This is a genomic window from Methylobacterium sp. E-012, from assembly GCF_057836545.1.
On sequence record NZ_JBYQEY010000009.1, the window covers coordinates 1 to 21,288 of the forward strand.

A 21,288-nucleotide genomic window follows, 5' to 3' on the forward strand; every position below is an offset into this window, starting at 1 on the left:
CCGGCGCCGCTGAGGTGCCGCTTCAGCGTTTTGTACGGCTTGCCGTCGAGGAAGCTGATCAGCGCGTCCGGCGTGATCGACTTGCGGATCTGGGCGGCTGTGAGCTTCTCAGTGGCAGGAGCAGCAAGTGCGCCGGCATTACCAAGCCCCGAGAGCGCAGCGTGCGTACTGGCGATCAGCTCCGCCATGTCGGCAGGCCGTACCGAATTCCTGGACACATAGGCCGAGACTAGGTCAGCCGTGAGTTCTAAATAATCGGTGGCAGTAGCCTCGATGGTCCCTGTATTCTCGTTCACGGCGCACCTGCTTGAGTGAAGCAAGCCATCTGCGCCAGCGAACACAACAAATCAATGCACGTTTAGGACTTTTCGCTTCTACCTGCTGATTTTTAGCTTGCCATCGCTCGCATCTCGGGTGCGCCTTCGCGCAGCACGTAGCCGCGGCCCCAGACGGTCTCGATGTAGTTCTTGCCCTGGCTGGCGTTGGCGAGCTTCTTGCGCAGCTTGCAGATGAACACGTCGATGATCTTCAGCTCGGGCTCATCCATGCCGCCGTAGAGATGGTTGAGGAACATCTCCTTGGTGATGGTCGATCCCTTTCGGAGACCCAGAAGCTCCAGCATCTGGTACTCCTTCGACGTCAACGGGATGCGCTTGCCGTCGATCGAGGCCATCTTCTCGTCGAGGTCGAGCACGAGATCGTCGATCGTGATTTTGGACTGAGCATGACCCTTCGAGCGCCGCACAATAGCGTGGATGCGCGCGATCAGCTCGTCCTTGTGGAACGGCTTGGTCAGGTAGTCGTCGGCGCCAAACCCCAAACCTTTCACCTTGTCCTCGATGCTGGCCATGCCGGACAGGACGAGGACGGGGGTCTGAATTTTCGACACGCGGAGCGAGCGCAGCACCTCGTAGCCTGACATGTCGGGCAGGTTCAGATCGAGGAGGATGATGTCGTAATCGTAGAGCTTGCCGAGGTCGACACCTTCCTCACCGAGGTCGGTGGTGTAGGTGACGAAGCTTTCCGATTTGAGCATCAACTCAATGCTCTGCGCGACGGTAGCGTCATCTTCGATTAGCAGAACGCGCATGATACCACCTCGAACTGAGGTGGTTCATACTCTCTCAGCAATACTGAACCGTTAACAGGTGGCTTTGCCGTTCAGTGCTCGGTGACGAACCGCGTCGCCCACTCGTCGGCCGTCAGCTCGGGACTGAGGAGGCACAACACACCACTGCTCATGGTCGCCTTGCCATGCAGGAGCCAACGCTACCAGTTCGCGAGGGCATCAGCAGCCTTACTGCGCCGATTTCTGCCGCTGCTGGGCCTGCCAGTCCGCGATGAACGCCTCGATCTGGCCGGCGAGGTCCTTGTCGGCCGGGTGAGGGGATGCCTCCAGGCCCAGCACCATGGCACCGAAGGACGGCCACTCCATCACCATGGAGTTCAAACCGTCCACGATTTGGCGGTCGAGTTCGGAGTCGGGCATGCGCGCCAGCCCGCTGAACCGCGGGCTCGCCTCCAGCCGGGCGATCTTCGCCTCGATCTCCTTGATCCTCATGACAGCCGCGCCCTCAGATCCCGGTAGTACGTCGCCACGTCGTGGTCACACGATCGGATCCGAGCGATGAGCCTGCGCTGCTCCGGATCCTCGGCCGCGTCCCACGCATCCATCAGCGCGTCGATGCCGCCGGCATCGATCGCTAGCTTATGCAGGCTGTCGAACAGCATGCGCTCGGCCTGGTCGTAGGACAGGTGGTCGAACCGGCCGGTGCCGCGCTTCGCCTCCAGTCGCGCAAGGCGTGTCTCAATCTCTCGGATCCTCATGCGCCTTGTCCCTCCAGTGCGGCGAGGCGTCGGTGCAGGTCGGCGGCCGTGATCGCCTCGATGTGGGCGGACACCGCCTTGCCGATGTCGGAGGCTTCGCTCGGGGTGACTTCGCCGGAGGACACGGCGCGCAGCAGGGCCTCCGTCGCCTTGGGCAGATCCTCAGCTGTCTCGATGGTCGGCAAGTCGAAGGTGATGGAGCGGTCACGCTTCGGGGACAGCAGCCGGTCGAGGCACAGCTTCATCGCCGGCCCGTCGCCCTCTAGCGCCATCTCAATCGCGCGGCGGGACAGAGCTTCGGCTTCGCCCTCAAAGATGGCCTCCAGGGCGAGCGTGGAGCGGTTGCGGCTGCCCTTGGGGCGGCCAGCGGGGTTGCCGCTGCGGCCTTCCTCGAACTGGCTATCCTCTCTCGGCATCGGTCAAGCTTTCGGGCAGGCGGCCTGTAAACAACAGGCCAAGAACAGGTCAGATAGATAGCACCCGCGAAGGTGTTTCACGACTGCGGATCGCCAGTCAGCGGATCAACACCCGCCATGATGCGTCTGGCTTGGGTGTTCAAGGATGCCGGCCCCGCATCGACGGGCTGCTCGTTCTCCTGTTCGGCGACCATCAGCGACCGCAGGCCCTCGGCGAGACCCTGGAGCGCCGCGACGGCAGCCTGCTGGCGGACTGCCCCGGCGTCGTCGCGAACCTCGATGCTGACGGCCGCGGTGAGCGCCATCTGACGGGCGGTCTCGATCCCGGCGTTGAAGGCGGCGCGCTCGCGGGGCGTCATGGCCGAGCCCTCCCACCAAGTCCTGGCAGCAGCCCCGCCCATGCGGACCGCAGGACTGCGAGCCGGGCGTCGGCGCGGTCGGGGTCCGCCGCCGCGACCGCATCCATCAGCCCATCGAGGGCGGCGAGACCGCCGGCCGCGTCCGCCTCAAGGCCGGCACGGAACAGGGCGGACTGGAAGGCAATGGCTGCCGGAGCGGCCGGCCCGTGGCGCTCGATGCCCTGGATCAGGGTGAGGATGCTGGCCGGTGTCGGCGGATCGGGGAGGGCGGCAATCATGGCGCCTGCCTCCCGATCCCGGCCCAGGCCACACCCTGCACACTCTGCTCGCTCACGGGCGCGCACGCACGCGAGGCCGAGGTGCGGCCGGGATGGGGGAGGCGGTCGGGGTTAGGCTTGCGGGGCATGACTGGTCCTCCGGGCTGATCAGAAGAAGGCGGCTGCGGCGGGCGAGAGCGGCGCACGGAAGTGCTGGCCGCGCGGACGGATCGCGGCGCGCGGAGAGAACGTGACGGTGCTGGGTGCTTGGCGGCGTGAGAAGCGGCGAGCAGTCGGCGGCATCGTCTGAGCGTCGGCGCCGGCTTGCGCAGCAGTCTCAGCAGGATGGAAGCCGACCAACTCCCCGAGCCGGCTCGTCAGCCAGCCTCGAATGTCTGCGACGGCGGCGGGGTCATAGGCACCGGTGCGCCACTTCTGGTTCCGGCCGGCGCGCTGGTAGCGGAAGGGGGAGGGACTGCCGTCGAGCTTCATCCCACCGTTCCGGGCGCGCCAGTCCCGGGCGGCCGCGGCGGTAGCCCATCGAGCCGGCCACGCCGCCGCCATGTCGGCGGGACTGTCGAGCGCGACGCCCTCGCTGGGCGGTGCCACGGGCTGCCCGTTGACTGTCAGCCATTCCAGGGGGCCAACCCGGTCGACAAGCCAGCGCCAGAGGTCTGAGGGGTGGTTCGGCAGCAGGTGGCCGGATGCCGGCTCGGCTTGCCCCCGCCTCAGGTACGCGAACACCGTCGCGCGGTTGGCTGTAAGTCCTATAAGGGTATCCTTTATAGAGGTTACAGCCGACGACGCGACGGTGTTCTCTCGGGCGGCCGAGCGCGTCGGGGCGAGGTCGGGGAATGCGGCCATGATGTCGGCCTCGCTCTCCAGGATCACGCCGGACGGCGCCATGTTGGCCCAGCCCCCGGGTAGTGCGTCCTTCCAGGCCACGGCTCGGTCAACGCTGAGCGGCAAAGGCACGTCCGTGATGATGTCTACGAAGGCCGGCGTCTCGGCCGTGCGGCGTAGCGGGCGGATCCGCCCGACGGCTTGGATCAACTGCGCCTCCGTAACCTGAGCCCGCAGCGCTTCCGCTACCGGGTCGGGGTGCCGCTCGGTCTCGACGCGGATCCCGGAGCCGTCGGCGAGGCGCACCCCGGCCTCGGTCTTCGGATACCAGCAGCGGCCCTCGGCATCTGGCCGGATCCGCTGCGGCACGCGCCCCGAGACGACGCCGGCCATGCCCTCGGCGATCGGCGGGCCGGGCTGAAGCCGTCCGATCGTGATGAGGCCGGCCGCCGCGCGCCAGCGGTCGATCCCGGCGATGCCGCCGTAATGGCCGGTCTCGACGTTCGGCGGCAGGCCGATGCCTTTCAGGATCTCGACGAGGCGCTTGGGGGCGATGACGGCCACGACGCCGGGCCACGCCAAAGCGGCGCGTAGGCGGATCAGCCGGAGCAGGTAGTGGACGACGCGCTTCGGCTCTTGCGGCTGCTGCACCTCGACGATCCCGAGCTTCGAGGCCGTGGTCGGACTGCCGAGGATCTGGCGAGTCGTGACGTGCTCGCTCCACCGGGCGGTGATGTCGGCGCGGATCTCGACGCGCTGGCCGATCACGGGCTCCAGCAGCGATGCCTCCGGCAGCGTCGCGTCGATCGCTAGCACGGGCGCCGACCACGACGACACCACCGCGTCGAGTGACCGGCGCTCCAGCACGCGCGCCTCGGCCTCGGGGTCGTAGCGCAGGGACAGGCGGCCGGATGCCTCCGCGTCGCCGGCCAGGAAGTCGCGCAGCTCGGCCCAGATGCCGGCCAGCAGCCTGATTTCCGCGTTATGCTGCCCGACCACGGCGACGCTCGCCTTGCGGGCCTTCGGCTGCATTCCCGGCAGGATGTTGGCTTCCCGCTTCCGGTCCCACTCCATTTTGTAGGCGCTGGCGGCGAGCGCCCGGGTTACACCGTGGCGCGCCAAGAGTTCGTGTTGCAGCGGCCCTTCTTCGGGATGCGCGCGCAGAGCGCGCAGCAGGTTGCCGCGGGCGCTGGTTAGGTCGTTGGCGAAGTTCGTGAACACCTTGAACCCGCCTGGCAGCTCGACGGACGCGCGCTCGATCGCGTCGAGCGTCATCCGGGCCGGCTTGTCCGGCAGGGCGCCGAGCACCACGCCTTCGTCGATCACGATGGCGTGGGGGTCTGGGATGAAGGCCGGCTTCTGGTGCCCGAGTAGGCTGTGCGGGACGAGCCAGACGACCGCGTTGGCGTTGCGCTGTTGTTCCATGCCGCAGCGGTCGATGAAGGCGCACCGGTACTCCAAGCCGTCGATCTTCCGCTTACACACGGCGGTTGCGACCGTGGCGCCGGCGTCTCGGGCATCCTGGGCCGCATCTGGGTCGAGGCACATCTTCAGCCCCGGCGCGTCAGGGTCCTCGGCGTCGTACCCCCGGTAGATCCTCGCTTCGAGACCCTCGGCGGCAAACCGCCCGGCAAGCTCTGTGAGCAGCGAGTGGTTCGGGGCGGCGTAGACGGTCACGATGCCGGCCCGCGCCGCCTCGGCCGTTTCGTGGATGGTGAGGGCCGATTTCCCGATCCCGGGCTCTACGCGGGCGGCCAAGGCTACGGGACAGGGTTTTTCGGGCTCGACGGGCTTATTAGGCGCCTCGTCTGGAACTTTACGGTTTAACTCTTCCCAGGCTTCGTGTGCGTCTTTCCAGAGGGCGTGCGCGCGTTCCCATGCTTTGAGCTCTGCGCGCCAGGCTGGAACGTGTCGGCCGAAGAAATCGACGACGACGTTGCGGATCTCGTCTTCAGCTTTGCTGAGCGGCGCGCGCTGATCTGGATAAGTGGGCTCGGCCGGTTCCTGTGCGGCACCGTCGTCCTTCGCCTGGACGTACCCCCAGGTCTGCCCGACCACGATGTGCAGGCGGTCCCGAGGTGTGAGGAATTTGCTGCCGCATCCCTCGGGATAGCGCCGGACCAGCGCCTCGAAGTCGCCGGGCGACAGGCCGTCGGCATAAGCAGCCTTGGCGGCGGCGAAAAGCTGGGTCCAGCGCTTTGGGACATCGACCTCGGCAACCAGTGCCTCGGCTTCGGCGCTGGTGCGTCCCGTGCTGCCGGTCTCGCCCTCGAACGAGGCGTTGGGGCGCGGCTTGGCCTTCGGCTTCGGGGCCGGGAATGCGCCCTCCAGTTCGTCCGCCGTCCAGGTTGGACCGTCGAGGCTGATAATCCCGGTCGCCGTCGCGACGCGGCCGCGGGCGACCTTCGCCTTGCCCGGGTAGTTTACCGTCCCTGGAACTCGGAACGGCTGGGTGACGACGCCGGTATCCGAGTCGCCGCCGGCCTTGGCCTTGATCCCCGCGCCGATGCGGGCGGCACGATCCGCCGGGATGGCCTGGGCGAGCAGGAACCACCGATGCGTGTTCCCGGGGGAGGACTCGATAATCAGCGACGGGGCGGCATCGAGGCGGCTGCCCTTGCCCTTGTCGGCATCGTCGTCGGCTACGAGACCGAACGCGGCGACCGTGTCCGCGAGCGACCCGCGGCCCTTCTCGCCCCTCGCGCGCCGCCGGACCGTCCGCGCCTCGATGTAGACGTTGTGGCCGCCGTTCGACTGGCGCACGGCCTCGTCGACCATGTGGTCGACCTCGCCAATCGCGAACTGAAAAATCAGGGTGCTGCCATTGCCGCCGATTGGGTGAATGATGACGAGCTGCAGCATGCCCGGATCGCCCATGCCCGCGGTGGCCGCAGAGGCGTGGTCGTGGATGCGCCCCACGAAAGGGCGCACCACTGCCGGGTCGGCGACAAGGGGAGCCTGAGCATTCACGCCGCGTCGGGCCCCTGGCTCTCGCCATGAAGCGGGCCGCCCGGCAGGCGCATCGCGGCCTGCAGGCGTGCTTCGCGATCGGCCATGAAGGGGCGCGCTTCGGAATAGCGCTCCCACAGGAACCGGCCGAGGTCGTCGGAGATCTCGTTGCCGTCCTCGTCGGGCGGTCCCGGGACGAAGATCCGCATCCGGACGCCGGGCGCGAAATTCTTGACCACCGTGAAGGCCGCATACTCGTCGGTGATGACGAGCCGGTCTTCGTGGGCGGTTTCCCACTGCGCGATCTCGGCGCGGCTCGTGCGCCGGACGCGGTAGATCCGATCAGGGCGGCGCTCGAAGAACCGCCGATCGCCCTCTATGGTCGCCTCGTTGTCGGCGATGTGGCGCGCCATCTCGCGCCGTTGCTGGCGGGTGATCGGCTTCGTCATTGCGCGGTCCCCTTCACCGAGACGATGATGAGCTGCGCGTTCGGGGCCTCCTTCTGGACGAGGCCGATCCACTGCATTTCGAATTCGGGTCGGGTCTCGATGATGGTCGCGTTCACACCGAGACCGGCGGCGCCGAGGGCGGGCGTGGCGTAGGCGATCGGCATCGGCTCGCCCGCTACGACGCTGACGAAGCGGGACGCGGCGATCACGCGGCGGATCGATTTTCGGTGGAAGCCGGCCGGCCCCATAGCGACGTGGAAGTCGTCTCCGATGACGGTGATGAGCGGCCGGCCCTTTGGCAGGTCGAACCGGCCGGCCTTCTGTTGCACCGTCACCCAGGCGCACCCTTGGTCGCGCACGGCGAGCAAGATGGGGCGCAGGTACCCCGGCGCGGTTTCGAGGTAGGCATTGATCCGGGCGGCCGGAACGTTGTCGGCGACACGCACGGTCATCGGCCACCCCCGTCCTGCTGAGCGGGCCGGAGCGCCTGAGCCCTCGAGGCGGCCGCCGCGAGGGCCTTGGCGGCGCAATTCAGGCTGTAAGCCGCGCCGCGGACGTCTCGGATCAGGGCGAACTCGACGGCGTTCCGGGCGTAGGCCTCGGCGAGGCTGGCGGCCTCAGCCACCGCGTCGAACGTGAGGCAGGCCGCCGGGGAGATTGTCGCGGGCGCTGCCATCAGCGGGCCTCCCGAATTTCAGGACCGATGCCGGCGAGGCTGGCGAAGACGGCAGCCACCTGATCCGACACGCGGAGGCGATCGGCGAGGCGGCGTTCGATGGCCGACTGAACAGTCGCGGCGTCTGGGACGGCTTCTGTGGGCCGGATGGCAATGGAGCGGGTGTTGGTTTTGGTTTTCACGGCTGGCTCTCCTGAGTAGGGAGCCGGTCCGAAAGCCCTTGGCGCTGGACACCAAATCGCATATCTACAGCGGTGCTGATGCGCTGTTACACGATCTGACGCCGGTCCTGGTTTTCGGGGCCGGCGTTTTCGTTAGGCGGCGATGGCGTCGGTCCTGATGCCGAGGATCCGGCGGCCCTCGTGCGGCGGGATCAGTCGCGTCCGGCCGATCTTCACGGCTTCGACCTCGCCCCGCTCAATAGCCTTGTAGAAGGCCGCGGGGCTCATCCCGGACAACTTAGCGACATCGGCCGCCTTCACGTTGAGGCCGTCCGTCAGCCTCTTTCTGATGACCTCGATGCTCGGCACTTCAGGCCTCCGTACTGCGTCAGACGCGATTGCGTTGGATCCAACGCACTACGGACGTTAAAGTGCAGCAACAGCCTGCGCAAGGGGGTTGCGTCGGATCGCACGCATCCGATATGCAAAAGGCCCGAACGATACGGAGTGCCGGCTATGGCGATCAAAGCCGCTGAGCGAGAGAACAAGCGTTCGCCGCTGAACATGCGGACGACTGCCAAACTGCGCGATGCTTTGGAGCAGGAGGCGTCGAAGGCTGACAGGTCGCTCGCGCAAGAAGTCGAGCACCGTTTGGAAAAGAGCTTTCAGGAAGATGATCTGCTTTCTGTTTTTGTCGGCGACCGCACACACGTTCAACTACTGGTCAGGGTTATATCAGCTACAATAAGACGGATTGAAGATTTTCGAGGGGATAGATACGTTGATAGCTATGCGACGGCATGGCACTGTCGAAATGGGATCAATACAATTTTGGAAACAATTTTGAGCCCTGATTTCGGAGAGCCTCAACCAAATGAGGGCGGCGAGTGGACAGATGACCAAAGGAAAAAGCTAATTGGTCTCGCCCCAAAAATTGCAGTTGAAACATTGAAGGATTTTGGTTTGGTGACGAACGTGCCCAAGCATTTGAAAACAGTGCGACAGGTAAAAATCGCGTTCGAAGCTGCTAAAAAGGAGCAAGGCTCGTCTGATTAGCGGCTGCGTCGGGATGTCGCACGCCCAAACAAGACAGAACATTGTTTGAGCCATCCAACAATACAACTTAGAATGACTGACTGTATATACCCCTGCGCCCCTCCGTTTATTGTCCTAGCAGGACACGGAGGCGCGCAATGCGACCGCTCAACCTCGACGCCATTCTGATCGTCCGCACCGACCGCGAGCTGCATGCGGCTCTGCACGGTGTGGCGCGCCGTGAGGGCACCACGGCTTCGGCCCTCGTGCGCCGGGCCGTCGCCTCGATCATCGCCCCTGAGGATTCGCCCGCGCCGCCCCCGCCCGCCGCTCCGGCGGCTGCCGTTCTCCAGGCTGCGGCCTGATGGGCGAGGTCCATACCCTCGTGCCGCGCGCCGACGCTCCCGCTCGCCGGCCCCTGACCGGGCCCGAGTCCTGGGCACTGCTGGCGCAGGCTCTCCGTGGCGCGGGATCGCTGGCCGTCCAGGCTGCGGCCATCATTGAGGCGGGTGCCACCCCGGAGGAATGCTTCGCGGCGGTCTCCAGCCGCTGCGGGCAAGCTCGCGGACGACGTGGCATCCTCCGGTGGCGCCGATGCCGTTCGCGCTCGTCTCGCCGATCTTGGCCAGCCCGCCATGCTGATGGACGCCAGCCCGTCGTTCACGGGTCGGGCGCAGGGCCTCGCCGTCGAGCCTGCGACGCGGGGCGCCATCGTGACCCCGCTAGAGACGCGGGCAACCGGCGCCAACGCCCGGATCCGTGGTGATGTGGACCAGGCGCTCGGTCCCGCCGCAGATCCCGCCACGGTGCGCGCAGCCCGGCAGCAGTCCTACGATCAGGTTGTGCCGCCGATGTATCGGCAGGCCGTAGGGCAGCCCGTGCAGGTCGACACGAGCAACGTGCTCGGCATGATCGGCGACCTCCGCAGCCAGGAGAAGGGCCCGGCAGCCGACGCCTTGGCTCGCGCCTGGAACCTCCTGCACCATGACGGCGACGTGCAGGGCGTCGGGCAGGCCATGATCCCGGATCGCCGTCCGGAGGCCCTGCATAACGCCAAGGAGGCCTTAGACAGCGCCATCCACCAGGCGCAAAGCCAATACGGGTCCGCGGGGGCCAGCACGGTCAACCGGCTCGGTCAGGTTCGTGGCGCTCTCAACGATACCCTAGAAGCGCAGGTCCCGGGCTACGCCGACGCGAACCGGACCGCGCAGCAGTACTTCGCGGGCGGTGACGCCTTCGAGCGAGGGCAGACGCTGCTCAACGCGGGCCGGGACGCGGTTCGACCGGGGCAGTTGGCGACCGAGACCGCGGCGATGTCGCCGATGGAGCAATTCATGCAGCGGACCGGGCTCCGGTCCGAGATCGACCGCCACCTCGGCACGACGCTGAACGACCGAGTGGCCCTGCAGCGCGATTTGATGGGCGAAGGCGACTTCAACCGCGCCCGCATGGCGACGGTGTTCGGCGAGCAGCCGACCCAGCAGCTCGCCTCGACGGTCGGACGCGAGGCGCAGTTCGATCGGACCTACAACGACGTGGTGCGCGGTAGCCAGACGGCCCAGCGCACGGCTTCGGCCCGGGACATCGCCCCGCGGGAGGTGTCGGCGGGCGCCACCGACGTGCTGCCGGGTGTCGCGACCCTGGTGGGTGGCGCCGGGGCGGGCGCGGGGGCCTTAGCGAGCAAGGCGGCCATGGGCGGCCTCAAGCTGGCAGCCAGTTCCGCCGGTCGGCAAGCCGACATCGCCCGCAACCAACAGCTCGCCCGTGCCGTGACGATGCAGGGCGGCGATGCCCTCGACACGCTGTTGTCGGCGATTGAGCGGCGCGGGGCGATGATGCGGCAGGCTGGGGCCTATGGCGATGCGGCTCGGATCGGGGCGCAGGCTGGCGCGGTGTCTCAGGCGGACCGGGCGCGGCCTTATCTACCGTCGAGCCTGCCGGCGTTGCCCTTTGCAGGCCGGTGACCCCTCCAGGCGAAGTAGCCACCGATGATCCAGAACGCGATTACGCCAAGCCAGAACCCCGCCTGTCCAAGGTGGCCTATCAACCACGCATGCACGTCCGACACCGTCGCGTTCACGGCCCACGACAGCGCCGCCATGCCGATGGCGAACAGCACCAGGGTCAGCAGGATTTCGAGCCAGCGGGGCATCGCATGAAGATGGCCCCGCCTTGCCATTCTGTCGATAGCCACCAGGATCGCCGGCGGAGGCTCAGGACGGCCGTACAGCAAAACTACGGCCCTGACACCGGCCAAAGCTTCACGCCCGCCCACGGCCAATTTCTCGCACAGGAAAGGGCCACGCCATGAGCGGCGGCTTCGGTAGCCTTCCCACATTCGCGCAGGATGACCCAACCGCGGCGGGCCTCGGCCTGCTCGGGCTAGGGCAGACTGTTCCGGCGTCGGCACAGGATCCGAGCTTGCCGCAGGCCACCCCGCCGGGCTTCACGGGCTACACGCCGCCGACGCCACCCACCGGGGCGCCTACGCCGATCCTGAACCCGAATGCGGCGGCCACGGGCGCCAGCCTGATTTCGGCGCTCGGCCCCAACAGCGCCGAGGCGGCGACGCCCGATCCGAACGACATCCGCGGCCGCTTCATCTCGACCCTGCAGCAGGGCGGTCTGACCAACCCCAACGGCTTGGGTGCGGTCGCGGCCTATGCCCAGCACGAGAGCGGCTACAGCCCCTCGAATATCACCGGCAGTTGGTCCGACCCGAGCCAGAGCGGGGCGCCGGGCACGTCCGGCGGGATCCTGTCGTGGCGGGCCGACCGCCTCGCCAACATGAAGGATTTCACGGCCGGGGCGTCCGACCCCGTGTCGGCGCAGGCGAACTTCCTGCTGCAGGAGAACCCCCAGCTCACACAGGCCCTGCAGAACGCGCAGAGCCCGCAGGAGGCTAATCGCCTGATGGCGCAGGCCTGGAAGTTTCAGGGGTACGACCAGCCCGGCGGGGAGAACGCGGCCCGGCTCGCCACGACGCAGGCCTACGCCAACAGTCTCGGGAGCGGCCAGGCGCTGCCGGCGACGTCCGCGCCCCGCGGCGCCTCGATGGGCTCGACAGCGCAGCGCGGCGGCTTCGGTCTGGGCGGCATCGTCGGGCAAGGTTCTTCCGTTCCGGGGCAGGTTTCTTCCACGCCGGACGTCGCTTCCCTCTCGGGCCAGCCGACGGCTCTGGACGGGTCGCAGGATCAGGGGCAGCAGCAGTCCGGCCCCTACGGCGGTATCGCCAGCGCGCTCAAGAGCATCGCGGGCGGGCAGCAGAAGCAGGGCCAGAAGGCGGCGGGCGGCGGCGGAATGGCGCCCCCGAAGATGGATGGGCGAGCGATGACCCTACAGCAGGCTCGGCAGCAGTTCGACGCGAACCGGTTCTATTCGATGTTGCCGCGGGGCGGGCGGGCCGGGTGAATCAGTGCGTGCGGCGGTGCGCCTGTCGAGGCGTCAGGCCGTTCGGGTTCGGCGGCCTTGTAGCCGCTCGGCCTCCTCGCGCCACGCATCGCGCTCGGTCCGCATGGCCTCGACAAGGGCATGCATGTTCCCGGCGTCGATCGCGGTCTCGACGAGCATGTCCTGGGCCGAGGCCAGCTGCTCGCGCAACTCGGCATTCTCAGCCGCTAGCGTCAGAAGCAGAGCGGCCACGACATCGCTCATCCCTGCTCCCGCGCACTTCGAGGCAGCGCGTCTAGCCGGGCTCAAGCTTGGCCGCTATCGCGTCCGATCAGCGCGACTGCGCCGGCGAGGCCGCGCCGAGGCTCAGGGGGGAAAGCTGCGGTGCTGCTCTGCCGGCGCTCGGCTCACCGCCGGTCGCTGGGTATATGTTGGCGGTGGGCGGTTAACAGATCGTGGATGTCTCCACAGCGTTGGTAGCGCCGACAGGACTGTGTTGAGGATCGCAGCGGCGTTGGTGGGCCGGTAAAGGCTGAAGATGGTCACGACGCGCTCAGGATGGCGAGCGGCTGGGTGAGTGTCGAAGCAGGATCGGATCACACCCCCTTTATCGAAGGCTGCTTCGCATTTGCACGTGTCCGCAGGGACTTCTAGGGAGCCACGCCAAAACGAACGAAGAGACTATCAGGGTCCTGCGAGCCCATGCTCGCGCTCTGTGCCGTCGTTGAGGGGTCACGGCCAGCGATGGCTACGGCCGGCATGAAAGCGCAGGCGCTGATCAGGATGGCAAGGGCAGCAAGGGACTGAAACGTGCGCATGATCGGGCTCTCTCGGCGATGGTGGATCATGGCGCTGAGGCATGAACGACTATCTGAAAGAGATCACGACAATTTGAGCTATCTACGTTACGAGTCGAATTTTTGACCTTCGTGGGTCCGTAAATCTAAGAATTCAACTGTAAGCTGCGATGGTTATTAATTAACTAGTGCGTTGATAAACTGATCTCTGCAAAGGTTTGCTGACCGTTGGAGTTGTAGCACGCGCCCTGTCGCAGGGCTCAGCCTCGCGTCCCACGCTTGGACCACCCGCGTGCCATTCAGCATAGACTACCGCAGGATTTCATGGCCCTCCGCATCGGTACCCGCATCCAGTCCATCACCCTGATCGCCTTGGGTGGGATGGCAGCCCTGATCGGCTTGGCGGCCTGGGACATGTCGGGAAGCGTCACAGACGCGCGCGAACTGAAGACGCGCGATCTCGTCGAGTCAGCGCAAGGTGTACTCACATACTTCGAGGGCGAGGAGCGCGCCGGGCGAATGGATCGGTCCGCCGCTCAGAAGGCGGCGATCGCGGCGGTCAAAGGCTTGCACTACGCCGGGAGCGAATATTTCTGGTTGCAGGACATGCAGCCGCGCATGATCCTGCATCCTAAGGCCGAGTTGATCGGCAAGGACATCGGCGGGATCACGGATCCGACCGGCAAGCATCTATTCGTAGAGATGGTCGAGCAGGTGAAGCGGTCAGGAGCCGGCTTCGTCCCCTACATGTGGCCCAAGCCTGGCCTGGATCAGCCTGTCGCGAAAATCTCCTACGTAAAGGCATTCGAGCCCTGGGGCTGGATCATCGGATCGGGCATCTACGCTGATGACACGGCGGCACAGATGCGCCCGACCCTGATGCGGCTGCTCGGCGGCGCCTCCATCGTTGCGGTGCTGATCGGCCTTCTGGCGACACTCATAGGCCGGGGCGTGGTGCAGCCGGTCCGCGCCATGACGGCGTTCATGACCGGTCTCGCCGCGGGGGACCTGAGCAGAGAGGTCCCAGCCAAGGAACGTCGCGACGAGATCGGCGCGATGGCGGCCGCCGTCCAGGTGTTCAAGGACAACCTGATCCGCACGCGCGCGTTCGAAGCAGAGACCGCGCAGGGCCGCCTCGCCGCCGAGGAACAGCGCAAGGCCGGGATGCGCCAGATGGCCGACGGCTTCGAGGCCGCGGTCGGCGGCATCGTCGGCATGGTGTCGTCCTCTGCGACCGAGCTGCAGGCGACCGCCCAGACCATGACCGCCACGGCGACGGAGACCGCCAGTCAATCGACGACGGTCGCGGCTGCCGCCGAGGAAGCCGCCTCGAACGTCAACACCGTGGCCGCGGCCGCCGAGGAGCTGGGTTCGTCCGTGCAGGAGATCAGCCGGCAGGTCGCCGGCTCGGCCGAACTGGCGCAGCGTGCCGTGCGCGAGGCGGATCAGACCGGCGCCCTGGTGCAGGAGCTGAGCGCCGCGGTCGCGCGCATCGGCGACGTGGTCGGGCTGATCTCGACCATCGCGGGCCAGACCAATCTCCTGGCGTTGAACGCCACCATCGAGGCTGCCCGGGCTGGAGCAGCAGGCAAGGGCTTCGCGGTCGTCGCGTCCGAGGTGAAGGCGCTCGCCGAGCAGACAGCGAAGGCCACGAACGAGATTTCTGGGCAGATCGCTCAGATCCAGGCCTCGACCGGGCAGGCGGTGACGTCGATCGGCGGGATCACCGCGCGTATCCGCGAGATCAACGGGGTCGCAGCCTCGATTGCGGCGGCAGTCGAGCAGCAGGGTGCGGCGACTCAGGAGATCGTCCGGAACGTCTCCCAGGCGGCGCAGGGCACCGGTGAGGTGACGCACAACATCGCCGGGGTGGCGGGCGCGGCCGAGGAGACCGGGGCGGCGGCCAGCCAGGTGCTGGGGGCGGCCTCGGAACTGTCGCGTCAATCCGCGCACCTCGCGGCCGAGGTTGGTCGCTTTCTCGCAACCGTGCGCGCAGCCTGAGGTGACGATGAACACCGTGGGACCCCATTCCATCGTTCCGTTCGGCGAGGTTCAGGGTCTCACGACGGCTCTGGCCGGCGCCTTCGCCGAAGGGGTGGATCTCGGCCCCCGCGGGACACAGATCCGCGCCCTGGGGGAATCGCTGGAAACGATGATCGAGGCCTTGCGCCTAGAGCTTGTCGGCCTCGGCGAGCTACTGCAGGTCGATGACGTGAAAGATGCCGTGGAGTTGGATCTCGAGCAGCTCATCCGTATGGCGACGGCCGCTCGCACCTACGACATAGGCGAGGCTGGTTGAGGTTATTGATTGTATGGACAGGCCGTGAGCCGGTGCCTGCGATGTTCAGTTTCCCCGCACTGCACCGACCCTTACGCGACCGCCCGGCCGAGGCGTCACGGGCGAGCCCCCGGCGAACTGGACCGGATGCGCCTGTCGTCGCGTGCTTGCCCGCTGCGCGCCGTTTGGTGTCGCGAACGCCTCGGGCGCGCGTCCGGGGGAGGCAGGTGCTGTAGCAGCCGGCCAAAGCGGTGTCGCCTGTGTCAGCCTATCCTCAGGACCTCCCTGCCCAAGCGCTCGGCTTCCTCCCGCCACGCATCACGTTCGATCTGCATTCTGCAAAGCGCGGGGAACGATCAACCGCGCAAACAGATGCCTCAGGGCGCACCTCGCGCGAACGGAGCTTCCCGCATGTTCATGAAGATCGACCGCCTGCTGACGGAGCTGCCAGAGCCGAAGAAGCCGGAGCCCAACGCGGCCGCCGCCCTACAGGAGCTGCTCGGTGGCAAGTATGGCGAGATGTCGACCCTCGGGAACTACATGTTTCAGAGCTTCAACTTCCGCAACAAGACCAAGCTGCGGCCATTCTACAGCTTGGTGTCGAGCATCTTCGCCGAGGAGCTTGGCCACGTCGAGGTGGTCTCAAACGGCATCGCCCTGCTGAACAACGGCCCAGGCAATCCGAAGAAGGACGTCGACATCTCCAAGGCGCCGTTCGCCGAGATGCAGGACGTGCGGCTCGCCGGCAGCTTTTTGTCGAACGGCGGCGGCGCGATGCCGATGAACGCCAACGCCGCGTCCTGGAACATGGACATGGTGACGACGACCGGGAACCTGATCATCGACCTGCTGCACAACTTTCACTTGGAATGCGGCGCCCGCATCCACAAGCTGCGCGTCTACGAGACCATGACGGAGCCCACAGGCCGCGAAGTGTGTGGCTACCTGCTGGTGCGTGGATCGCTTCACGCCCACGCCTACGCACTGGCCCTGAAAAAGCTCACCGGCGTCGAGATCGAGAAGATGTTGCCGACGCCCAACATCGACCTCAGCCGCGTGCCAGAGTGCCAGAAGTATCTCGCCGAGGGCAAGCATCGGCGCCTATACACCTTTAGTCCGAACGACTACGCCGAAGCGGCTGGCGTATGGTCAAACGACGAGGTTGCTCTGCCGGGCGATCCGCCGGGGAACCTTGAGGTGGTCGACGGCGCTCCCGAGGGTGGCAAGATCCCCGAACTCGACGGCAACTACGGCGCGTTCGCGCCGGATTACGCGCCGGAGGAGATCTTCGAGATCGCCAGCAAGCTCTACAAGAAGGGCCGCTAAGCCCTCTATGTTCGTGGACAGCAGCCAGACCCTTCACAGACTGGTTGCAACATTGAGGTGGCCCCGCGGATCCAGACCGCGGGGCAGTCGGCGGCTACTTGCCGCTCGGCGCAGCACCGCTTCCGGTGGCGCCATTGCCGGTGCCGCTACCGGCGGGCGCACCGGGTGTGCTGACGGGCGGACCACCGGTGGTGCCCGGACCCGTGCCCGTGCTCATCGTACCTGTGCCCATCGAGCTGCTACCGCCCTCCATGGACTTTTCCGAGCTGCTCTTCACCGAGCCCGGATTGTTCATGTTGCCCTCGGCGCTGCCACCACCGGCCGCGGTCTGAGCGACAGCGGCACCGGAGACCGCCAATGTGAGCGCGGCCGCTAAGGTCAGTGTCTTCATCAACATGGCGCTTTCCTCCAGACAGATCAGTTCGATCGGTCCAGGGCTGAACGTCGTCGCGTTCGATATCGTTCAAGCGCCAGAGATGATCTGATCCTCGATCGGCCGGTACATCAGAGGCGACGCTGGCGTGCGCTGTTCCAGCGCAAGGCGCTCGGAGATCTGTTCGGTGGCCCCTACGCCTGAGTTGACATAGGGGCACATGATCATTCTGGAAACATAATCGCGCTATCTCACTTGGCGGCTCGACGAGCTGAGCTCGAGGATTGATGCTGGATCGTCCGATCATTGGCCTTGCCGTGTGGCTTTCAAAGCCCGTCGGCTTCCTGACGACCTGCTTCACCGTCGCTGCTGGTCTGGGCGCCGGCTTCGTCCTCAGCTTCAACGATCACTGGGCGCTCGTCTTCAACCTGTTCCTGTCCATCGCTGCCATGCTCTTGGCAGGTGTCATTCTGGTGGCCGGCGCTCGTGATACCGCCGCTATCCAGATGAAGCTGGATGAGCTGATCCGAGCCGTCGAAGACACCGATGAACGTCTTATCGGGGTTGAGGAACGGAGCGCCGAGGAGCTGGCGCTGATCAGGCAGGACCGGCAGCCTTCCTCGCACGCTCCAGTCGATACTGAGGCTTGAGGCTCGGGAGCGCGGTGTTGCTCGCGTCAGCTCCTTTTGAGCGCTATTGGCGATGCCACCATCGTTGCAGCTGCCGCTCGAAGCCGTCCGCAGTTCTGATCAAGAAGGATCGAGCATGCCGAATACCTTTGGCCTCAACCGCACGCTAGGCGGTGCCATCGGCGTCATCGCGCTGGTGTCAGTGCTCAGCAGCGGGGCAGTGCTAGCAACACGTAATCAGTTGCAGGAGGCGACCGACGCCCTCGACCGCTCGACCCAAGTGGTCCGCAGCCTCGATGCCTTCCGCACCGCTATGCTCAACCAGGAGACCGGCCTGCGCGGCTACCTGATCACTGGACGCGAGAGTAGCTTGGAGCCCTACCGCGCGGGTCGGCCGGCCATCGACGAGACGATCACGCGTCTGACGACCTTGATCGGCAACGATGCCGAGCGGTCGCGCCTGTTGGCCGATGCCGTGACGGCGGCGCGCGCCTGGCAGATTGATATCGGCGAGATCGCCATCCGAGAAGCAGACAATCCAGCGACGCGACCGGATGCGGTGCGCATCGAGGCTGAAGGCCGGGGCAAGCAGTTCTTCGACGCCCTGCGCGGGAAGCTCGCCGCCATCGACAATCTGGAAGAACGGACCCGTGCGGAGCAGGTCGCGCGCGTCGCAAAGGCTCAGCGTGATGAGAGCTTTGCCCTGTGGGGTGGAACCCTGCTCACGCTCTTGATCTGCACGGCGATCGGCGTCGCCATCAACCGCCTGATCGTCTGGCCACTAGTTCGCGTGATGAGCTTCGTCGAGCACGTCGGTGAGGGCGACCTTTCAGGCAAACTCGGGGATGGAGGGCACAACGAGATCGGCCGCTTGGGACGCAGCCTCAACGCGATGGTCGCCGGCCTCGCCGATCTCGCCCGGACCAACCGCACTGCCACCGCCGACCTGAACGCGGCGGCGGCGGAGATCCGGGCGTCGGCGCAGGAGCAGGCGGCCTCGGTGGAGGAGCAATTTGCGGCCGTTCAGGAGACCGCCGCGACCATGGATGAGATCACCCATTCGGGCGCGCAGATCGGCAAGCGGGCGACCGAGGTGATCGCCACCGCCCAGGCGACCGCGCAGACCTCGCGGCAGGGCCTGCGGGCGGTCTCGGACACCGCCCGGGCGATGGAGGCGATCCGCGAGCAGGCGGAGGCTGTGGCGGGCAACATCGTCGGCCTGTCGGAGAAGACCCAGACGATCGGGGACATCATCGAGACGGTCAACGACATCTCGGAGCGCACGCACCTGCTGGCGCTCAACGCGGCCATCGAGGCGGCCGCGGCCGGGGAGAGCGGGCGCAGCTTCGCGGTGGTGGCGTCCGAGATGAAGCTTTTGGCCGACCAGGCGAAGGCGGCCACCGGGCAGGTGCGCGGGCTTCTGGGGGAGATCCAGCGGGGGATCAACACCTCGGTGATGCTCACCGAGGAGGCGGTCAAGCGGGCCGCGTCCGGCAAGACCCGCTCGGACACGACGCAGCGGACCATCGAGGAGATCACCGCCCGGGTGGAGGAGAACGTGCAGACCTTCCAGCAGATCGTGGCCTCGACCAACCAGCAGCAGCTCGGCATCGAGCAGGTGATGCAGGCCCTACATGGCATCCGGCAGGCGAGCCAGCAGACCGCGGCCGGCACCCGCCAGGTCGAGACGGCTTCGGCCAACATCACCCAGCTGGCCCAGTCACTTATGGGTCTGGCCGAACGCTACCGGCATTGACTCTCCGGGTGCGTGGCTTCCGCTGTGAAGAGTTGCGCGCGGGCGATGAACAGGTCGATCTGCACGATGCCATCGTTGATCGCCGTGACGAGATTGGCGTGGGCCGCGTCGAGCTGAGGGTCGGCGGTCGGCGCGCAGCTACGCAGATCGGCGAGCACCGCCATCATCTGATCCCGCTGCTCTCGCATATCTACGAGGATCACCTCAGCCCGTGCCGCCTGCAGACTCGTCGCTTGGCCGCTAGCAAGCAGATCCACAGCAGCGACATCGACGCGGTCGAGTGCTTTTTGCTGCTGCCCTCTCTTGCGTAGCGGGACGATGCTCTCGCTCATGATCCTGCGCCCGCGGATATCCCGCCCTACACGAAGAGGACGTCGCTCCGGCGCCTCCAAGTACATGCTCGGAACGCGACACCGTCAATGGCAAGCGCCATCAGAAGCCTCGACCTGATTTCCGTCCTGCGACGCTCGCCGCTCGGCCCTTAGATCGCGCTCGGCCATGAGCCAGAACTGCAGATCGTAGCCATCGGGACGGTGATGACGGTCCCATAAGTCGTAAGCGCGTTCACGGATCTCATCAGACGAAAGCACCTCGGCTGGTTCCATGGTGTGTGCTTCCGTGTCGACGATTGTAAAAACGGCTTGGAGGCCATGAGCCGGCGCTTGCGGTTCCTGTCCCCCGCCGCACCGACCCTCGCGCGGCCACCCGGCCGAGGCGTCATGGGTATGGGTTGAGGAACTGGCTCATCCCGTACCTGTCACCGCGCGCTCGCCCATAGTCGCGTCGTCTGGCATCGCGAACACCTCGGAGGCGCCTATAGGCGAGATCGCCTCTCTAACAGACCCGACTGGGTTTGACGCATGTCCGAGGTAGCCTCAGGCGACCTCGGCCAACAGGCGTTCCATCTGCACGTCAGCCAAATAATTCATGAGCCGACAGGCCATGTCAGGATTGGTGCACTCGACCGACACCGACACCGGGAGAGCGATCCGTGCGACGGTCGCGATGACGGACTCAGCCTTCAGCGCAGCCTCGCGCGCCGAGGACGCCGCGAGAAGCCGTGCACCCTGAGGCGTGTCGATCAGGATTGCGATGCTGGCCATGGCGCCTTTAACGGACGCGCAGCCAGAATCGTTTCGTGCTGGGCGCGGTTTCCTCGTTCGTCAGACCGCCCGGCCGCAGACGGTCACCGCATGGATTGGCCGCCTTGACCACCCGCGCGGCTTCGAGGTCGACCTTCCGATCTGACCCCTCGTGCGGGCGTTCGGCATATCGGTCCGCGGCCTGCGCCTAACGCATGGCTCGAACCAACGTACGATAGACTGACTTCAAAGAAGCGTGCGTTGGTTGAAGCCTCACTGCCCGTACCTGTGACACTGCTGCGGGGACACATCGCGCGCGATCAACTGTTCCCCACGCCCACAGACGAAAGAACCCTATGACCAAGCTCATTCTCGCCGCGGCTTTCGCCGCAGCGCTGACGACACCCGTCTCTGCACAGGTCTTCGAGACCCCGACCAGCACGACCGTCATTGTTCCGCGCGGCGCTCCTGGTGTGGTGACACGGCAGTCCGGTTCAACCGGCGCCGAGGGGGCAGCCACCTACTCGCCCACCGGCCGTGCCGCGGACGGCATCGCGACCGACTCCGCTGCTTCCGGCAACGCAGGTCAGCCCTCGCGCGTCGGGTCGACGGGTAGCACTGGCGGCGGCAACTCGGGGCAGTGAACCACCTCCAGCCCGCCCGGTTCGCCACGGCGGGCTTTTTT

Annotated in this window: 29 protein-coding genes; 10 read left to right on the plus strand and 19 right to left on the minus strand. The window is 66.4% G+C overall.

The window, feature by feature from the left end; all coding sequences use genetic code 11:
- From AC3IF1_RS30845 to AC3IF1_RS30905, 13 genes are all read right to left on the minus strand, one after another.
- Positions 1 to 296: MucR family transcriptional regulator (locus tag AC3IF1_RS30845; protein ID WP_489220892.1), on the minus strand; the 296-nt coding region annotated here is incomplete at its 3' end.
- 92 nt (positions 297 to 388) lie between these two features.
- Entirely contained in the window at positions 389 to 1,090 is a 702-nt protein-coding gene (gene ctrA, locus AC3IF1_RS30850) for a response regulator transcription factor CtrA (RefSeq protein WP_489220745.1), read from the minus strand.
- Between the two features lie 207 nt (positions 1,091 to 1,297).
- Positions 1,298 to 1,561 carry a hypothetical protein gene (locus AC3IF1_RS30855; RefSeq protein WP_489220893.1) on the minus strand — a complete coding sequence of 88 codons (264 nt, stop codon included), beginning with the start codon at positions 1,559 to 1,561 and terminating at the stop codon, positions 1,298 to 1,300.
- Positions 1,558 to 1,827 (minus strand): hypothetical protein, encoded by a 270-nt coding sequence (locus AC3IF1_RS30860; protein ID WP_489220894.1) that lies wholly within the window; start codon positions 1,825 to 1,827, stop codon positions 1,558 to 1,560. Before AC3IF1_RS30860 ends, AC3IF1_RS30855 begins: the two co-directional genes overlap by 4 nt.
- On the minus strand, positions 1,824 to 2,243 hold the full coding sequence (locus AC3IF1_RS30865) for a DUF5681 domain-containing protein (protein ID WP_489220895.1): 420 nt from the start codon (positions 2,241 to 2,243) through the stop codon (positions 1,824 to 1,826). Before AC3IF1_RS30865 ends, AC3IF1_RS30860 begins: the two co-directional genes overlap by 4 nt.
- A 77-nt stretch (positions 2,244 to 2,320) precedes the next feature.
- Entirely contained in the window at positions 2,321 to 2,602 is a 282-nt protein-coding gene (locus tag AC3IF1_RS30870; protein ID WP_489220896.1) for a hypothetical protein, read from the minus strand.
- On the minus strand, positions 2,599 to 2,880 hold the full coding sequence (locus AC3IF1_RS30875; protein WP_489220897.1) for a hypothetical protein: 282 nt from the start codon (positions 2,878 to 2,880) through the stop codon (positions 2,599 to 2,601). Before AC3IF1_RS30875 ends, AC3IF1_RS30870 begins: the two co-directional genes overlap by 4 nt.
- A gap of 147 nt (positions 2,881 to 3,027) precedes the next feature.
- A complete protein-coding gene (locus AC3IF1_RS30880) occupies positions 3,028 to 6,579 on the minus strand; it encodes a DNA-primase RepB domain-containing protein (RefSeq protein ID WP_489220938.1) in 3,552 nt (1,183 codons plus the stop codon).
- Positions 6,580 to 6,668: 89 nt separating this feature from the next.
- Positions 6,669 to 7,100 (minus strand): hypothetical protein, encoded by a 432-nt coding sequence (locus AC3IF1_RS30885; protein WP_489220898.1) that lies wholly within the window; start codon positions 7,098 to 7,100, stop codon positions 6,669 to 6,671.
- The gene (locus AC3IF1_RS30890) at positions 7,097 to 7,552 is read right to left on the minus strand and encodes a hypothetical protein (RefSeq protein ID WP_489220899.1); all 456 of its coding nucleotides are present in this window, start codon (positions 7,550 to 7,552) and stop codon (positions 7,097 to 7,099) included. Before AC3IF1_RS30890 ends, AC3IF1_RS30885 begins: the two co-directional genes overlap by 4 nt.
- A complete protein-coding gene (locus tag AC3IF1_RS30895) occupies positions 7,549 to 7,776 on the minus strand; it encodes a hypothetical protein (RefSeq protein ID WP_489220900.1) in 228 nt (75 codons plus the stop codon). The genes AC3IF1_RS30890 and AC3IF1_RS30895 overlap by 4 nt, the downstream gene beginning before the upstream one ends.
- Entirely contained in the window at positions 7,776 to 7,958 is a 183-nt protein-coding gene (locus tag AC3IF1_RS30900; protein ID WP_489220901.1) for a hypothetical protein, read from the minus strand. The genes AC3IF1_RS30895 and AC3IF1_RS30900 overlap by 1 nt, the downstream gene beginning before the upstream one ends.
- Before the next feature lie 132 nt (positions 7,959 to 8,090).
- Positions 8,091 to 8,306, minus strand: a complete 216-nt coding sequence (locus AC3IF1_RS30905) for a hypothetical protein (RefSeq protein WP_489220902.1) — start codon at positions 8,304 to 8,306, stop codon at positions 8,091 to 8,093.
- 147 nt (positions 8,307 to 8,453) lie between these two features.
- Here AC3IF1_RS30905 and AC3IF1_RS30910 point away from each other — a divergent pair, with 147 nt between their 5' ends.
- The 3 genes from AC3IF1_RS30910 to AC3IF1_RS30920 all read left to right on the plus strand — a co-directional run bounded on the left by AC3IF1_RS30910 (position 8,454) and on the right by AC3IF1_RS30920 (position 10,936).
- Positions 8,454 to 8,993 (plus strand): hypothetical protein, encoded by a 540-nt coding sequence (locus AC3IF1_RS30910; RefSeq protein WP_489220903.1) that lies wholly within the window; start codon positions 8,454 to 8,456, stop codon positions 8,991 to 8,993.
- A gap of 137 nt (positions 8,994 to 9,130) precedes the next feature.
- The gene (locus AC3IF1_RS30915; protein ID WP_489220904.1) at positions 9,131 to 9,337 is read left to right on the plus strand and encodes a hypothetical protein; all 207 of its coding nucleotides are present in this window, start codon (positions 9,131 to 9,133) and stop codon (positions 9,335 to 9,337) included.
- A 270-nt stretch (positions 9,338 to 9,607) separates the two neighbouring features.
- Positions 9,608 to 10,936, plus strand: a complete 1,329-nt coding sequence (locus AC3IF1_RS30920; protein WP_489220905.1) for a hypothetical protein — start codon at positions 9,608 to 9,610, stop codon at positions 10,934 to 10,936.
- Here AC3IF1_RS30920 and AC3IF1_RS30925 read toward each other — a convergent pair.
- The gene (locus AC3IF1_RS30925) at positions 10,891 to 11,247 is read right to left on the minus strand and encodes a hypothetical protein (RefSeq protein WP_489220906.1); all 357 of its coding nucleotides are present in this window, start codon (positions 11,245 to 11,247) and stop codon (positions 10,891 to 10,893) included. The genes AC3IF1_RS30920 and AC3IF1_RS30925 overlap by 46 nt on opposite strands.
- Positions 11,248 to 11,393: 146 nt before the next feature.
- On the opposite strand from AC3IF1_RS30925, the gene AC3IF1_RS30930 reads away from it, so the two are divergent.
- Positions 11,394 to 12,383: a hypothetical protein gene (locus AC3IF1_RS30930; protein WP_489220907.1), complete on the plus strand. Its 990-nt coding sequence runs from the start codon at positions 11,394 to 11,396 to the stop codon at positions 12,381 to 12,383.
- A gap of 33 nt (positions 12,384 to 12,416) precedes the next feature.
- On the opposite strand, the gene AC3IF1_RS30935 is transcribed toward AC3IF1_RS30930, so the two are convergent.
- Positions 12,417 to 12,626 carry a hypothetical protein gene (locus tag AC3IF1_RS30935; RefSeq protein WP_489220908.1) on the minus strand — a complete coding sequence of 70 codons (210 nt, stop codon included), beginning with the start codon at positions 12,624 to 12,626 and terminating at the stop codon, positions 12,417 to 12,419.
- 857 nt (positions 12,627 to 13,483) lie between these two features.
- Here AC3IF1_RS30935 and AC3IF1_RS30940 point away from each other — a divergent pair.
- From AC3IF1_RS30940 to AC3IF1_RS30950, 3 genes are all read left to right on the plus strand, one after another.
- Positions 13,484 to 15,160 (plus strand): methyl-accepting chemotaxis protein, encoded by a 1,677-nt coding sequence (locus AC3IF1_RS30940; RefSeq protein ID WP_489220909.1) that lies wholly within the window; start codon positions 13,484 to 13,486, stop codon positions 15,158 to 15,160.
- Position 15,161: 1 nt separating this feature from the next.
- Positions 15,162 to 15,458: a hypothetical protein gene (locus AC3IF1_RS30945; RefSeq protein WP_489220910.1), complete on the plus strand. Its 297-nt coding sequence runs from the start codon at positions 15,162 to 15,164 to the stop codon at positions 15,456 to 15,458.
- A gap of 390 nt (positions 15,459 to 15,848) precedes the next feature.
- Positions 15,849 to 16,763 (plus strand): manganese catalase family protein, encoded by a 915-nt coding sequence (locus AC3IF1_RS30950; protein ID WP_489220911.1) that lies wholly within the window; start codon positions 15,849 to 15,851, stop codon positions 16,761 to 16,763.
- A 94-nt stretch (positions 16,764 to 16,857) separates the two neighbouring features.
- Here the strand turns inward: AC3IF1_RS30950 and AC3IF1_RS30955 are convergent, their stop codons facing one another.
- The gene (locus AC3IF1_RS30955; protein ID WP_489220912.1) at positions 16,858 to 17,160 is read right to left on the minus strand and encodes a hypothetical protein; all 303 of its coding nucleotides are present in this window, start codon (positions 17,158 to 17,160) and stop codon (positions 16,858 to 16,860) included.
- Between the two features lie 263 nt (positions 17,161 to 17,423).
- On the opposite strand from AC3IF1_RS30955, the gene AC3IF1_RS30960 reads away from it, so the two are divergent.
- Together AC3IF1_RS30960 and AC3IF1_RS30965 are read left to right on the plus strand one after the other, a co-directional pair.
- Positions 17,424 to 17,786: a low affinity iron permease family protein gene (locus AC3IF1_RS30960; RefSeq protein WP_489220913.1), complete on the plus strand. Its 363-nt coding sequence runs from the start codon at positions 17,424 to 17,426 to the stop codon at positions 17,784 to 17,786.
- 115 nt (positions 17,787 to 17,901) lie between these two features.
- Positions 17,902 to 19,521, plus strand: a complete 1,620-nt coding sequence (locus tag AC3IF1_RS30965) for a methyl-accepting chemotaxis protein (RefSeq protein ID WP_489220914.1) — start codon at positions 17,902 to 17,904, stop codon at positions 19,519 to 19,521.
- Here the strand turns inward: AC3IF1_RS30965 and AC3IF1_RS30970 are convergent.
- From AC3IF1_RS30970 to AC3IF1_RS30980, 3 genes are all read right to left on the minus strand, one after another.
- Positions 19,509 to 19,853 (minus strand): hypothetical protein, encoded by a 345-nt coding sequence (locus AC3IF1_RS30970; protein WP_489220915.1) that lies wholly within the window; start codon positions 19,851 to 19,853, stop codon positions 19,509 to 19,511. The genes AC3IF1_RS30965 and AC3IF1_RS30970 overlap by 13 nt on opposite strands.
- An 84-nt stretch (positions 19,854 to 19,937) precedes the next feature.
- A complete protein-coding gene (locus AC3IF1_RS30975) occupies positions 19,938 to 20,126 on the minus strand; it encodes a DUF2934 domain-containing protein (RefSeq protein ID WP_489220916.1) in 189 nt (62 codons plus the stop codon).
- Between the two features lie 270 nt (positions 20,127 to 20,396).
- Entirely contained in the window at positions 20,397 to 20,624 is a 228-nt protein-coding gene (locus tag AC3IF1_RS30980; RefSeq protein ID WP_489220917.1) for a hypothetical protein, read from the minus strand.
- Positions 20,625 to 20,959: 335 nt separating this feature from the next.
- Between AC3IF1_RS30980 and AC3IF1_RS30985 the strand changes: the two genes are divergently transcribed.
- Positions 20,960 to 21,247 carry a hypothetical protein gene (locus tag AC3IF1_RS30985; protein ID WP_489220918.1) on the plus strand — a complete coding sequence of 96 codons (288 nt, stop codon included), beginning with the start codon at positions 20,960 to 20,962 and terminating at the stop codon, positions 21,245 to 21,247.
- The last annotated feature ends 41 nt before the right edge of the window (positions 21,248 to 21,288 follow it).

Bases quoted from the DNA above. Each gene is read 5' to 3' on its own strand.
- ctrA (WP_489220745.1), bottom strand. From the start codon at position 1,090: ATGCGCGTTCTGCTAATCGAAGATGACGCTACCGTCGCGCAGAGCATT.
- AC3IF1_RS30855 (WP_489220893.1), bottom strand. From the start codon at position 1,561: ATGAGGATCAAGGAGATCGAGGCGAAGATCGCCCGGCTGGAGGCGAGC.
- AC3IF1_RS30860 (WP_489220894.1), bottom strand. From the start codon at position 1,827: ATGAGGATCCGAGAGATTGAGACACGCCTTGCGCGACTGGAGGCGAAG.
- AC3IF1_RS30865 (WP_489220895.1), bottom strand. From the start codon at position 2,243: ATGCCGAGAGAGGATAGCCAGTTCGAGGAAGGCCGCAGCGGCAACCCC.
- AC3IF1_RS30870 (WP_489220896.1), bottom strand. From the start codon at position 2,602: ATGACGCCCCGCGAGCGCGCCGCCTTCAACGCCGGGATCGAGACCGCC.
- AC3IF1_RS30875 (WP_489220897.1), bottom strand. From the start codon at position 2,880: ATGATTGCCGCCCTCCCCGATCCGCCGACACCGGCCAGCATCCTCACC.
- AC3IF1_RS30880 (WP_489220938.1), bottom strand. From the start codon at position 6,579: ATGGGCGATCCGGGCATGCTGCAGCTCGTCATCATTCACCCAATCGGC.
- AC3IF1_RS30885 (WP_489220898.1), bottom strand. From the start codon at position 7,100: ATGACGAAGCCGATCACCCGCCAGCAACGGCGCGAGATGGCGCGCCAC.
- AC3IF1_RS30890 (WP_489220899.1), bottom strand. From the start codon at position 7,552: ATGACCGTGCGTGTCGCCGACAACGTTCCGGCCGCCCGGATCAATGCC.
- AC3IF1_RS30895 (WP_489220900.1), bottom strand. From the start codon at position 7,776: ATGGCAGCGCCCGCGACAATCTCCCCGGCGGCCTGCCTCACGTTCGAC.
- AC3IF1_RS30910 (WP_489220903.1), top strand. From the start codon at position 8,454: ATGGCGATCAAAGCCGCTGAGCGAGAGAACAAGCGTTCGCCGCTGAAC.
- AC3IF1_RS30915 (WP_489220904.1), top strand. From the start codon at position 9,131: ATGCGACCGCTCAACCTCGACGCCATTCTGATCGTCCGCACCGACCGC.
- AC3IF1_RS30920 (WP_489220905.1), top strand. From the start codon at position 9,608: ATGCTGATGGACGCCAGCCCGTCGTTCACGGGTCGGGCGCAGGGCCTC.
- AC3IF1_RS30935 (WP_489220908.1), bottom strand. From the start codon at position 12,626: ATGAGCGATGTCGTGGCCGCTCTGCTTCTGACGCTAGCGGCTGAGAAT.
- AC3IF1_RS30940 (WP_489220909.1), top strand. From the start codon at position 13,484: ATGGCCCTCCGCATCGGTACCCGCATCCAGTCCATCACCCTGATCGCC.
- AC3IF1_RS30950 (WP_489220911.1), top strand. From the start codon at position 15,849: ATGTTCATGAAGATCGACCGCCTGCTGACGGAGCTGCCAGAGCCGAAG.
- AC3IF1_RS30955 (WP_489220912.1), bottom strand. From the start codon at position 17,160: ATGTTGATGAAGACACTGACCTTAGCGGCCGCGCTCACATTGGCGGTC.
- AC3IF1_RS30960 (WP_489220913.1), top strand. From the start codon at position 17,424: ATGCTGGATCGTCCGATCATTGGCCTTGCCGTGTGGCTTTCAAAGCCC.
- AC3IF1_RS30965 (WP_489220914.1), top strand. From the start codon at position 17,902: ATGCCGAATACCTTTGGCCTCAACCGCACGCTAGGCGGTGCCATCGGC.
- AC3IF1_RS30970 (WP_489220915.1), bottom strand. From the start codon at position 19,853: ATGAGCGAGAGCATCGTCCCGCTACGCAAGAGAGGGCAGCAGCAAAAA.
- AC3IF1_RS30975 (WP_489220916.1), bottom strand. From the start codon at position 20,126: ATGGAACCAGCCGAGGTGCTTTCGTCTGATGAGATCCGTGAACGCGCT.
- AC3IF1_RS30980 (WP_489220917.1), bottom strand. From the start codon at position 20,624: ATGGCCAGCATCGCAATCCTGATCGACACGCCTCAGGGTGCACGGCTT.
- AC3IF1_RS30985 (WP_489220918.1), top strand. From the start codon at position 20,960: ATGACCAAGCTCATTCTCGCCGCGGCTTTCGCCGCAGCGCTGACGACA.